Here is a 13,023-nt window from a genome sequence, read left to right on the forward strand (position 1 = left end):
AGACCGTAACGACGCGCGGCGCGTGCGCAGCGTCCCTGTTACGTCCCCTCCCAAATTCACTAGATTTTCGAGACAACGTTGCCTTGCCCGTGTCATGGCGCGCGCGCACAGATCCCCCTGCGTTTAGGACAGAACGCAAATGATTTGAAACACAACCGTCGATCGTCAGTGGCCGAGGGTCGTGCTGCGCGAAAAAAAAGGGAAAGAACTGATCGGCGTGTCGGCAAGCGAGCGCTGCGGAACACGCGAATTGAGAAATTTGACCAAAAGGAGGCTGTCGCTCGTTACGGCCAGCAAAACCAACATCATTCACTTCTTACACCACGTACGGCAGGTCCGGGATTCGGCGTGGCGAGATTGTATCCGCGAACCGGTCGACCTATGTGAGAACGTCAAAATTATCCACAAAACCGTGTTTTCGGGGGTGCTTTGCACAATATTTAAGCGCCTGTGGATAACTTTCTGGATAAGTGATCGGACTAGTTGTGTATGGGTTCGGGATAAGTCGCGAATCTTTCCACAGGGGTCGAAAACTGTTCAGAGTTGTTCTCTGGATACCCGCTGTTTGTCCATCCAGTTCTCATTCCGACAACTTCCTGTTTACTCAAGGTTTACTGTGGTTATCCACAGAAGTTGGCTGCCTTTGTTAACTACTACTATGTATACATACAGTAAACCTATTAAAACCTTAAAACCTTGCTGTGAGCCACGCGAAAACGGCAAAAAGCCTGTCGGCACGAACAGTGGAAAAAAGTGAAGAGCGCAGCGCCTGCGATGCGTGATTCGACGGATTTCGGGCCTGCCGAGCGCCATGGCACAGAGATCTGCCTTTGAACGAACCGCAAAGCCCCTGCTGCAAAACCATCGGGCAAGAAAAAACCCCGCCGAGGCGGGGTTTCGTCAAACCGGTCGTCAGACAACCGATAGGGCTTGCAACAAGTGTTTCAGGTTATGCGGCCCAGCGAAGGCATTGCTGACGGACCATCTCGTTGAGCGACTTGGCGTCCGCATGGATCTCACGCAGCCAGACTGCGTCGTTCTTTCCTGAAGACACGAGCTGACGGATTTCGTCGCAGGCCGCTTCGGCTTCGAGTGCCGCTGCGTGCGGTTTGATGAGTTCCAACGTTTTGGCAATGTGATCGCCCAGCATCGAGCGTTCACCCGTCTGCGGATCTACGTAAGCGCCTTCCAGACCGAAACGGCAAGCTTCGAAGCGATTGAACGTGTAGACCAGGTAATCGTCCTCGCTGAGATCGAACGGGCGCTCGTTGAGCAAATAATGGGCCAGAGACTGGATATAACAGGCGATAGCGGCCGCCCGGTCTACCGACAAGGGGGTATCCATCACCCGGACCTCGATCGTCCCAAAACCCGGTTTAGGACGGATGTCCCAGTAGAAGTCCTTCATGCTCTCGACCACGCCCGTCTTCACCATCTTGTCGAAGTACGTCTCAAAGTCGGACCACTTCAGGACGAACGGTGCACGACCGGACAATGGGAACGCGAAAACCGAGTTCAGGCGGGCCGAATGGAAACCGGTGTCTACCCCCTGCACATACGGCGACGAGGCCGACAGCGCGATGAAATGGGGGATGTAACGCGACATGGCGTGCAGGAGGTACAACGCGCTATCCGGATCCGGGCAACCGATGTGGACGTGCTGACCGAACACGGTGAACTGCTTGGCCAGATAACCGTAGAGTTCGGACAGGAAGTGAAAGCGCGGCGAGTCGTAGATCGTGCGCTCGCTCCAGCGCTGGAAGGCATGGGTGCCGCCACCGCACAGGCCAACGTTGAGCTGGTCGCTGGCGGCCACCAGCACGTCGCGCACACGACGCAGTTGCGTGACGGCATCGCTATGGTGGTGGCAGATGTCCGTCGACAGCTCGATCATGCTTTCGGTCATCTCGGGCTTGATCTCGCCCGGATGCGTCTCCTTGGCGACGAGCCGCATCACATCGGACGCGGCCTTGGTCAGATCGTAATCGTGACGATTGACGATCTGCATCTCCAGCTCCACCCCGAAGGTGCAAGGCTTCGAGGGAATGAATTCTTCTAATGACATGGCTTAATCCTTCCGTTCACCGACAAGGGCCAATGCCCAATAGACCACCAGCGGGCCGGCCAGTTGCAGCAACGCGATGGCGCACATCACCACGGCCTTGAGCATCGGGTCGAACTGCGGATAGATGTCGTACGTGTCGGCGACGAGTACGAACGCGAGACTGGCCATCGGGCACAGCGACATCCCGAGCGCGACGGCCTGCTTGTAACTGATACCGGCTTGATGGGCGACCGCTACCGTGCCCACGACCTTGGCGATACCACGCACGACAATGATCGCCAGCGCCGCCACCCCGCCCAGCACGACGTATTCCCACTGGAACGCCAGCGACGTCAGTACGAACAGCACCACGGCAAGCAACCAGCCGGCCGTGCCGAAGTACGCAGGCCAGAGCTGCGGACGCTCGTCCAGATTCCGGAAAATGATCCCGGCGAGCAGCAGCGTGAGCGAGTTCGGCAGCTTGAGCATGTGCACCAACGCCACCATCAGCATGATCAGACCGATCAGCATCACGAACGCGTGATGATCCTGACTGCCGAACTGGCGGAAGACGAGATTGCAGGCCTTGGCCAGCACGAATGCCAGCACGATCGAGCCGATCAGGAGATACAGCGGATGGAACAGGACCACCCAGAAGCTGGAGTGGTAGGCCTGGTGCATCCAGCCGTAGACGAGCTTGACCGCCACGACCGCGTAGACGCTGTTCAGGGCGGCCAGCGCCAGAAGACGCTCGGTGACCTGCCCCTCGGCGCGCAGCTCGTTCTTGAGCTGGATCACCACCGCTGGCGACGTCGCCATGCTGATGGACGCGATCAGGACCGCCGTGAGCGGTGAGACGCTGAACACGCGCAGCACCACGTACACCGCGATGAAGGTGAGCAAAGCTTCGAGCGCGCTGGTGACGATGATCCAGGGATTGGCCCGCATCCATTTCAGGTTCAGGCGACTACCCAGTTCGAACAGCAGCAAACCCAGCGCCAGGTCGATCAGCAGCCGGATAGCCGCGCTTGTCTGCGCGTCCAGCATCGAGGAAAGACCCAGGGTGCCACCGACCAGCCCGACCACGGCGTACCCGGTGATGCGCGGCAGGCGCAATCTCCGGAAACAGATTTCCCCCGCGAGACCGGCAAATACCAATGCCAGCCCTGCGAAGAAAACGGGATCGGGCGCCGGCGGCCAGCCCGGAAAAAGGGACAGTTCCGACGTCATTAATGCTCGCTTTGCGCCGCTTGACGGCGCATCAAGTGGTGAAAAGGAAAGAAAGTCGCGCGCGGGGTTGCAGATGAAAGGACAAATGCGCGACGGACCCGAAGGGTTGGGGTCATTTTGCCACAGACGGTTTCCGAGGCTTTCAAACGGTCGTCTTGACGGCCACCGCCCCGCCGCACGGGCGTGTCCGGGCACTTCATCGTTGGTCGCCGGATTTCTGCAAAACGTTTAGGCAGACGGACCGAGCTTCGGACGCCTGAGATAGGCGTCAGGGCAGGAAAGTACGGGGGCGAGCGCCGGTGGCGCGTCGCCCCCGCATGGGGCGGACGTTGAACCCCTATAGGGTCAGATTCGATTTATTTCGGGCGTCGGCACTTTCAGAGAACCGACCGATGACGCGGCAATTCGCGAACGGCGAGGGGCGTGAAAAGCGGCTAGCGCCGGGTTTTGCCTGACGATTCGGGCGATCCGAGGGGCGACCGTCCTGCCGTCGCCTTCATCCCGCCTTGCGCAGCGCGTGCATCAGATAACGCGCCGGATCGATAGCGTCAGCGAGATCGCTCCCGATAGGCCACGGCTCGCTCTCGATTTGACTGGCGACCAGCTCGGCGCACAGCGATGCGAAGACCAGTCCGCGCGACCCGAAAGCGAAGCTCGCGTACAGACCGTCGAGGCGCGGCAGATCCCGCAGATGTCCGCCGGTCAGCCGCCGTCGCTGCGGCTCGATGGCGCTCAGATCCGGCAACTGCCCCGCCATCGGCAGACGGTCGGGGACCAGCGCGCGAAACGCCGTGCGCCCACCCAGCTCGGCGGCGGCGCTTTCATTGGCAAGGCCCCCATCTCCGAACAGCTCGGCATGGGCGGGAAGCAACGCAGCGAGCCGTCGCAGGTTCGCCTGATGGTCGGCCAGACGCACTTCCTCGGCCGGGTCGTCGAAACCGTAGGTCGCCCCCGTAATGGGCCCAGCACCCCCCAGGGGGGACGGCGCGACATAGCCGTCTCCACAGACCGGCACGCACAGGCCGGGCAAGACATCGGGTGGCAGAAAGGTCAGTTGCCCGCGCACCCGCTGCACCGGGAGGAATTCGGGCGCGAGATAAGGCGAGAGCAGCTTCTGGGAGACGTCGGCCGCCGTTACGATGGCGACATCCGCATCGGCAAGCACGCGACCTGAGGCGTCCAGCGCTGTCCAGCGGCCGTCCTCACGGCGCGCCAGCCGCTCGACGCTCACACCGTAACGCGCATCGAGCGACGGCCCTGCGGCGACCAGCTCGGCGCGGCACAGCATCGAGGGTGCCAACCATCCCCCCTCCGGATACCAGACGCCGCCATACGCGAGCACCTCCCCAGCGAGCGCCGAGGCCTGCTCGACGTCCACCCATTTCGCATACGACTCCGGATACGCGTGCGCATCCATGAGTTGCTGCAAGGCCTGCGCTTCCGTGTCGGACGTGGCGACCTGAAGCAAACCGTCGGCGTGTCCGGGCAGACCGCCGGGCAGCGTCCGCCATTGGGAGAGTGCGTAGAGAAAGCCGGCGCGCGTCAGTCGCGAGAGCACGTTGTCGTCGGCCGACAATTGCGGATGGAAGACGCCGGCCGGATTGCCCGAGGCGGCGGTGCCCGGGGCCTGCGCCCGTTCGAAGAGACGTACCCGCCAGCCGCGGGCGACGAGCCGTCGCGCCATGGCAGCACCCGCCATGCCTGCGCCAACGACGATGGCTTCCCGTGCGCACGGCGCGGGTGCGGGCGGCGGGTCGTAGCGCCGCATGCGGTACGGCGGCATATACAGCCCGGTCAGCGGCCCCGAGAGCATCGAGCGCTCCGACCCGTCGCCGTCATGCGGCACGACCTGAAACCCCGCGGCCGCGAGGTCTCGTCTGACCTGCGCCTCTGCGGTGTATGTCGCCAGCGTTGCGCCATTGCGCGCGAGACGCCCGAGCGACTTAAACACCTCAAGCGTCCAGATATCGGGGTTCTTCGCCGGGGAGAATCCGTCGAGATAAAACGCATCTGCCCCGACGCGCAGCGTAGGCAGCAGATCGGCGACGTCGCCGAAGCCCACGCTCAGCACGACCCCCGGGGCCAGTTCCAGCCGGTGCCAACCCGCCACGGGGGCAGGCCAGACCTCGCATAGCCGCTGCACCAGCGGCGCGAGTTCGGTCATGCCCGGCTGCACGAGCATCGGTTCGAGCATGCGGCGCAGATCCACCGGCCGGAAAGGAAACTTCTCGATCGAGACGAAGTGCAGCCGCGCAGGCCGCTGCGGGTCTTCGCGCCAGGCGGCCCACGTCGCTAGAAAATTAAGACCCAGACCGAAGCCCGTCTCCACGACGACGAACTGATCGCGGCCGCGCCAGCGCCCGGGCAGGCCGTTGCCGTCGAGGAACACGCGGCGCGCGTGACCCAGCACATCGTCGGTGCTGTGATAGACGTCCCCGAACGCTTCCGAGTACGGGGTACCGTCTTCGGTCGTCGACGGCTGTGCGGGAACAAGCGGGCCTGTGCCCGGACGGTGGCTCATTCGCTGCCCCGCTCTTCGGTCACGATCTCGATGAGCCCGGGCAGCGAGACCACGCCCAGCCACTTCCCTTCAGCGCCTGTCACCGGCACCCAGTCGGCGTGCATCTTGCCGACTGAGCGCAGCGCGCTGACCAGCGCCATATCGCCGTCGAGCGCCTTGCACGGCGTGACGGTTTCCGTCCACAGTTCCGGTTTGCCGGTGGCCTGTCGACGCCACCAGCTTGCGGCGTCGAGCGTGCCGATCAGGCGGCCGTCTTCCGCGCGCACGACGAGATTGCGGTAGCCGGTCTCGACGAAGCGCTCGCCGATGGTGTCAGAGCTGTCGGCGGCGCTCACCACGGCGTCGTTATCCACCGCCAGCGACGACAGCCGCATCTCGCTGCCCTCGCCTGTCATCGAGAGCCAGCGACCGGCCACCAGATTGCGCCGCAGCGACTTGGCGTACACCGAGTCGGCGCGCAGCGTGTGTGCCGTCAGATAGGCCGTGACGCACGCGAGCATGAGCGGCAGGACGACCTGATAGCTCAGCGTCATCTCGAAGATCATCAGAATCGACATCAGCGGCGCGTACGTCGTGGCTGCCAGAAACGCGCCCATGCCAACGACGGCGTAGCTGCTGGCGACCGATGCCGTCGCCGGGGCCAATGCGTTCATCGCCAGTCCGTAGAGGCTGCCGAGCGCGGCGCCAACGAAGAGCGTCGGCGTGAAGACCCCGCCCACTGCGCCAGAACCGGCCGACGACGCGGTCGCCAGTACCTTGAAGACCAGCACCATCGCGAGCGCCTGCCACGCCCAGTGCGTGTGCAGGATCGAGTTCACGACGCTGTAGCCGTTCCCCCAGACCTGCGGCACCTGCAACGACAACACCCCTACGATCAGGCCGCCAATCGCGAGGCGCAGGAACAGCGGAACGGGCAAGGCGCTGAAGCGTTGCTTCGCGGTGTCGAGCAGACGCAGGAACAGCGGTGCGAGTACGCCAGCCAACACGCCGAGACCGACGTAGAAAAAGACTTCCCAGCCGGAGACGAAGTCGAAGCGTGGCATCTGATAGACCGCGTCGTAGCCGAGGAACTGGCGGATCACGATGTTGGCGATGACCGACGCCACGACCAGCGGCCCGAGCGTCGCCGTCGAGATCGAGCCGTAGACGATCTCCGAAATGAATAGCGCCCCCGCGATGGGGGCGTTGTAAGCGGACGTGATACCGGCCGTTGCACCGCATGCCACCAAAAGGCGCAGCCGCTCGGGCGGGAACGCGAGCATGCGGCCGACGAGCGACGCGAACATCGCCGCGAGCTGCACCATCGGCCCTTCCCGGCCGATCGACGCGCCGGACGCCACCGAGCACAGCGACGACAGGCTTTTGACGAGCGTCTGACGCAGACTCAGGACGCCCGTGCCGATGGCAATGGCTTCCATATAGTCGTCGGAGCCCTTCTTGGGCACCCAGAGCGTGGCGTACTGGAGGATGAGCCCGGCGATCAGACCGCCGGCGGTGGGCAGCAGCAGGCGCTGCCACCAGTTGAAGTTCAGCGCCAGCTCGACCATGCCGCTGTGATGACCGGCGAGGAGAAATTGCAGACCGGAGAGCGCTTCACGAAACGCCACGGTCGCCAACGCCCCCAGCAGCCCGACGATGCCGGCGAGCAGCAGCGTAATTTGCAGGGTGTTCGGTGCGAACTGACGCCGCACCCACACAACGACGGGCGATTTGGCCCAGGCGGACACTGCTGACACGGATAGAAGACAGTTGTTGTCGTAGTTGGGCCTCATGGTATCGATCGACGCCTTTTTTTGAAAGCGCACGGCCCGACGGGTGATTTTTGCCGCGAAAACTGAGGATTGCTCAGGTAACGCAGTTTTCGGAGCGCATTTTGGCCGGGACGTATGACAGCGAGGCGCGTTGGGGCAAATCGGGCGAGATTTGGATGGAACGGCTCACGAATGGATTTTTTCGAATCGAAACCCGACGCTTCGTTTTGCGCCGAGCGATTTCGGGCGCGCGGTTTGCCATCCCCCGCCATCGACATGGATTTGACGCCCACGGACGCCGCAGACGTTGATTTCCCGACGTGAGTTTTACCGGTGAAATGAAAAACTGAGGATTACTCAGATAAGGCATTTTTCCATGCCTTGTTTGTGCCGAATCGGGTGAATCCGCAGCGCAGCACCACGACCGTCGACCTCCCCCTCCCGAGCGTATCTCCCTCGATGAACACCGATGGCTGCCGCTCAGGCAGGGCATTTCTGAATCGTATTCAGATAAAGGTAATTTTTGAGGCCTGAATGCGGTTTGCACGGCGATTTTCACGACGTTTTCTGCCGTAGGCTTACGCCCCGGTCTTGGGGAGATGGATTTCGCGATGCTGCGGGTTCCGAGGCCTTTCCCGGCCCGTCGAACGGGAGCGACACCGTGCAGCTGTCAACCTGCCCCGTCAGCCAACGTGATCGGAGCGACACGCCAGCGTCGACGTTTCCGACCGTTCTTCGCGCTGGTCACATTCCGCGCGGTGAAATAGAATGGCGCGCAATTGAATTGGAACTGAAGCGTAATACCCGAATGGCAGTGAGCAAAAAGGCCGCACAAAAAACGCCCGTGCGTCTGGAAGATCAATTGGGCTTCGCGTTGTACTCCGCATCGCTGGCGATGACTAAAGCACACAAACCGATGCTCGACAGGCTCGGTCTGACCTACTCGCAATATCTCGCGATGGTCGTGCTTTGGGAGCAGGACGATATCGCCGTCAATCAACTCGGCGCACGTCTGGGACTCGACTCCGGCACGCTGACGCCGTTGCTGAAAAGACTGGAAACCATGGGGCTTTTGACGCGTCGTCGCGGTGAAGTCGACGAGCGTCAGGTGTTCATCGATCTCACGCCACGCGGCGTGAATCTGCGTCGTGAGGCGCGTCAGGTGCCTGCGCAAGTGCAGGCAGCGACGGGCCAGTCGGACACGGCGCAAAAGACATTGCGTAACCTGCTTCTGCAATTGCGCGACGCGCTCAACGACGCGTAATCAAAACAAAACGCGCGCCTCCTTGCAGAAAAGCGCGCGTCATTCAGTTGTGCGCAATCGAATGCGCCACCGTCGGAAATCAGTGCGCAGGCACGAGCATTTCCATGCCGTCGATTTTCTCGACGGTGTAGCCAGCGTCACGCCATGCATCGAGCCCGCCGAGCAGCGGGCGCACCTCCGAAAAGCCCTGCCGACGCAGTTCTTGCGCCAGCTTCGCCGCCGTCACTTCGTTGGGACATGCGCAGAACACTACGATCCGGCGATCGCGCGGGATGTCTTTCAGCTTGGCGGCGATCTCGTCCGGTTCGATGGCCAGTGCCCCCGGAATCGTGAACGGATCCACGGCGCGGCGCGCTGCCGAGCGCACGTCGATCACGACCGGCGTGATGTCGTCCTTCATCCACGATTCGAGCGTCTGCACGCCGATGCGCGCCATGCGCAGCGAGCGCAACAGCCGGTAACGGTTGAGCCAGCGGTTGAGCAGGTACAGCGCGAAGATCAGCACCACCAGCCAGAGCACACCGCGGCCCAGCGTATCGAAGGCGTCGAGCACCGCGACAATGTGCGAGGCAAAGCCGACGCCGAGCGCCACGGCCAGCCCGGACCAGAGCACGGCACCGATCGCGTCGTACATCAGGAACGTGCGCCACGAGACGCCGAGCGCACCGGCCATCGGCACCGACAGCGCCGAGAGGCCGGGCACAAAACGCGCGAACATCAGCACCCGCACACCGTGACGTCCGATGGCCCCTTCGGTGCGGCTCACGCACGTGTCGGGCGAGATCGACAGTCGGCACATGAGGCGCAGGATGTGGTGGCCATAACGGCGTCCGGCGAGGAACCAGAGCGCATCGCCCAGCAGTGCCGCGAAGACCGCCAGCGCGACGATCGACACCGGCGGGAACAGCGACGTCGAGGCCGTCACGATGAGCGTGGGATAAGCCGGCAACGGCAACCCCAGCGCCTGTCCGAAGATATTCAGAAAGACGAGCCAGAGCCCGAAGCGGGCGATGAGATCGAACAACATGCCGGGTACCTGTTGGCGGATGAAACGTTGCGGGGGGAATCAAAACGCAAATACGCCCCATCGGGCGCAATACCGCATGTTAGCGCTGAGCCGTGACGCTCAGAAGCCGTGAAGTCGAAAAGTATTGTTGCGGATCTGGAACGATGCCCGTGATGTACAGGGAACACACGCCCCTATCGCGCCAATAATGCCCGGCGCGGCGGGGCAAATAGGGGCCAATAGGGGTGACCGGGTATCAGTGCCCCATCGCGGCCGACGTCCCCTTCTTCGGTTTGGTCAGCCAAACCAGCGCCGCCATCGCAAGAAAGACATACCCCGACAGATGGAAGATGTCGTTCGTCGCCAGCATGAAGGATTGCCGCGTGACGAGATCGTTGAGCGCCCCGAGATCCGCGCCGTTCGCCAGACCGAGCCCCTGACGGAGCTGGTCGAGGTAGCTCGTCGTGGCGTCGGAATACGGGGTGACGTGCTCGACGAGCCGTGCGTGATGGTAGATCGCACGGTCCTCCCACATCGTCGTGCTGACTGCCGTGCCGATGGCGCCCGAGAGCGTCCGGAAGAAGTTCGACAAGCCCGAAGCCGCTGCGAGGCGATCGTCCGAGATGCTGGACAGCGTGATCGTCGTGACCGGCACGAAGAAGCAGGCAATGCCGATGCCCTGCACGAGACGCGGCTCGATGACCTTGGCGAACGACAGATTGAGCGCGAAATGCGAGTTCCAGAAGGACACCCCCGCGAACACGAAGAATGCGAACGAGGCCACGGCGCGCAGATTCAAGCGGTTCATGTTCTGCCCGATGATGGGCGAGAGAACGAGCGCCAGCAGGCCCACCGGTGCGGTCGCAAGCCCGGCCTTGCCCGCGGTGTAATCCATCACCGTTTGCAACCACAGCGGGAAGATCACGACCGACGCGAAGAACGTCATGAAGCCGAACGAGATCACCACCACGCCCAGCGCGAAGTTGCGGTCCTTGAACAGAGTGAGATCGACGATCGGTTTGTCGGACGTCAGCTCCCACAGGATCAGGAACGACAGACAGATCGCGGCGGTGAGCGCGAGCGTGACGATCAGGCTGTTGTTGAACCAGTCGCGGTCCTTGCCGAGGTCGAGCATCATCTGCAACGAACCGACGCCGATGGCCAGCAACGCGAGGCCGATGAGATCGATCGGCAGTTTCTGCGTCTTCGTCTCATGGCCGCGCAGTAGGAAGTAGCACGACACCGCTGAGAAGATGCCGACCGGCACGTTGATGTAGAAGATCCATGGCCACGTGTAGTTGTCGGTGATCCAGCCGCCGACGACAGGGCCGAAAATCGGCGCGACGATGACGGTCATGGCCCACAAGCCGAGCGCGAGGCCGCGTTTTTTCTCCGGGAAGCTGCGCAGCAGAATCGTTTGCGAGAGCGGCACCATCGGGCCGGAGACAAGCCCTTGCAGCAGCCGGAAGAAGACCAGCGACTCCATGTTCGGCGCGAGGCCGCACAGCATCGACGCGATGGTGAAGGCCGCCACGGACATGACGAAGAGCCTGGCTTCACCCACACGTCGCGCGAGCCATCCGGTGAGCGGCACGGCGATGGCGGCGGCCACCGCGTACGAACTGATCACCCACGTGCCCTGGCTGTTCGACACACCGACGCTCCCGGCGATGGTCGGTACCGCAACGTTGGCGATGGACGTGTCGAGCACCTCCATGAACGTGCCCAGCGCGAGGCCTACGGTGAGGATCGCCAGTCGTGCGCCAGTGAGCGGTGCGCCTTGCGGCGGGGCGGCGGAGGATGCCGTGACGGCGTCTGCCATGTAAAGCGTCTCCCTGTATTGGTGGCCGGACGATGTCGGCCCCGGTAGCGTCCGGCGTCCGTGGCATCGCGGCCAAAGTCTTCCCCGGATGGTGCCGCACATCGCGCGCGCTGTGCGACACAGGTTTGGAATCCGACCTCTAAATTGTCAGCTTGCGCTCGTAACTCTCTCGCAAATTGGCTCATCTTGCGTGAATCACGCGCCCTGCAAGGATTTGCGACCGGCCCGGATCGAGGCGTTTGTGGCTGGCGCGGTGATTCATCGGTGCCGGCCGAACGTCAGACGTTTTTGCCTCTTGACGGCGTTCGGGCGGCGGGATTGAATCGCCGGTAGCGCCCGACGTTAGCGATGCAACGTCGCAGTCCCCGGGGCGCTGTCGTCGCTTTATCGATGTCGTGCAGGCTCAAATAAGAAACGCTCGTCCACCGCCTACCGGCGTTCCGGCGACAGCAAAATCACAGGATAAGCCCATGCAGCCAGGTAGCGTCGTTCCCCTTTATTACAGCGAATTCCTTGTCCTGCTTTCCTTCGTGATATCGGCGCTGGGGGCTTATGTCGCGCTGGTGGCGGCGTCGCGCATTCGTGACGAAGACGGACGCATCAGCCTTGGCTATCTCTCGGTGTCTGCGCTGGCGCTCGGCGGCATCGGCATCTGGGGCATGCATTTCATCGGGATGGCGGCGCAACGCATGCCGTTTCCCGTTTCCTACTCCCTTTGGCCGACGCTCGGCAGTCTGGTGCTTGCGGTCGTCGTCTCCGGGGCGGCGCTCTGGTTCGTGGCCCGCGCGCCGTATCGCAACATCCTGCAATGCACGATCGCGGGCGTCGGCGCAGGGCTGGGCGTCGCCGGCATGCACTATCTCGGCATGAGCGCGGTGCGCACGCAGGCATATTTCGAATGGGATACGACGATCATTGCGCTGTCCGTGCTGATCGCCATCGTGGCGGCGAGCGTGGCGCTGTGGCTGGCGTTCCATCTGGAGACGAGTCTGCAACGTGCGCTGGCGGCGCTGGTGATGGCGGTCGCCGTGTGCGGCATGCACTACACGGGCATGCGCGCCGGGACGATCATCTGCACCGCCGAGACGCGCGCGCAGGTCAGCCTGCGGCTCGGCGGCGACACGCTGCCATACGGCGTGTTCGCCATTGCCTGCGTGGTGCTGCTGGGCATGGCGGTGCTGCTGTATCGCACGTCGCGCCGACGGCGTGAGCGCATGGCTGCGCGGCTCGATGCGCTTATGCGTCAGCGTGCAGGGCATGTTTGAGGCGTACATCTGAGGCACACTTTTCGGACGTCGCGCAGCATCCATCGAATCCATGAAAAACGCCGGCCTGTCTTTCGACGGACCGGCGTTTTTCGTATTCCGACTACCTGACGCCTCACG

The 13,023-nt window shown here is 62.9% G+C and carries 8 protein-coding genes; 2 read left to right on the forward strand and 6 right to left on the reverse strand.

Going from position 1 to position 13,023, the window contains the following annotated elements:
* Positions 1–949 precede the first annotated feature (949 nt).
* From PAQ31011_RS05760 to PAQ31011_RS05775, 4 genes are all read right to left on the reverse strand, one after another.
* The gene (locus PAQ31011_RS05760; RefSeq protein ID WP_150574958.1) at positions 950–2,065 is read right to left on the reverse strand and encodes a YbdK family carboxylate-amine ligase; all 1,116 of its coding nucleotides are present in this window, start codon (positions 2,063–2,065) and stop codon (positions 950–952) included.
* Positions 2,066–2,068: 3 nt separating this feature from the next.
* Positions 2,069–3,274 (reverse strand): cation:proton antiporter, encoded by a 1,206-nt coding sequence (locus tag PAQ31011_RS05765; protein WP_150574959.1) that lies wholly within the window; start codon positions 3,272–3,274, stop codon positions 2,069–2,071.
* Between the two features lie 496 nt (positions 3,275–3,770).
* The gene (mnmC, locus tag PAQ31011_RS05770; protein WP_150574960.1) at positions 3,771–5,795 is read right to left on the reverse strand and encodes a bifunctional tRNA (5-methylaminomethyl-2-thiouridine)(34)-methyltransferase MnmC2/FAD-dependent 5-carboxymethylaminomethyl-2-thiouridine(34) oxidoreductase MnmC1; all 2,025 of its coding nucleotides are present in this window, start codon (positions 5,793–5,795) and stop codon (positions 3,771–3,773) included.
* Positions 5,792–7,567, reverse strand: a complete 1,776-nt coding sequence (locus tag PAQ31011_RS05775) for a ClcB-like voltage-gated chloride channel protein (protein WP_425495087.1) — start codon at positions 7,565–7,567, stop codon at positions 5,792–5,794. Before PAQ31011_RS05775 ends, mnmC begins: the two co-directional genes overlap by 4 nt.
* A gap of 787 nt (positions 7,568–8,354) precedes the next feature.
* Between PAQ31011_RS05775 and PAQ31011_RS05780 the strand changes: the two genes are divergently transcribed.
* Positions 8,355–8,810, forward strand: a complete 456-nt coding sequence (locus PAQ31011_RS05780; protein WP_150574961.1) for a MarR family winged helix-turn-helix transcriptional regulator — start codon at positions 8,355–8,357, stop codon at positions 8,808–8,810.
* A 79-nt stretch (positions 8,811–8,889) separates the two neighbouring features.
* Here PAQ31011_RS05780 and PAQ31011_RS05785 read toward each other — a convergent pair whose 3' ends face one another.
* Both PAQ31011_RS05785 and PAQ31011_RS05790 read right to left on the reverse strand, forming a co-directional pair.
* A complete protein-coding gene (locus tag PAQ31011_RS05785; protein ID WP_150574962.1) occupies positions 8,890–9,837 on the reverse strand; it encodes a DedA family protein/thiosulfate sulfurtransferase GlpE in 948 nt (315 codons plus the stop codon).
* Between the two features lie 235 nt (positions 9,838–10,072).
* On the reverse strand, positions 10,073–11,638 hold the full coding sequence (locus tag PAQ31011_RS05790; RefSeq protein ID WP_150574963.1) for a DHA2 family efflux MFS transporter permease subunit: 1,566 nt from the start codon (positions 11,636–11,638) through the stop codon (positions 10,073–10,075).
* A gap of 470 nt (positions 11,639–12,108) precedes the next feature.
* On the opposite strand from PAQ31011_RS05790, the gene PAQ31011_RS05795 reads away from it, so the two are divergent.
* On the forward strand, positions 12,109–12,903 hold the full coding sequence (locus PAQ31011_RS05795; RefSeq protein ID WP_150574964.1) for an MHYT domain-containing protein: 795 nt from the start codon (positions 12,109–12,111) through the stop codon (positions 12,901–12,903).
* Positions 12,904–13,023: the final 120 nt, after the last annotated feature.

This window comes from Pandoraea aquatica, from assembly GCF_902459565.1.
Classification (GTDB): Bacteria; Pseudomonadota; Gammaproteobacteria; order Burkholderiales; family Burkholderiaceae; genus Pandoraea; species Pandoraea aquatica.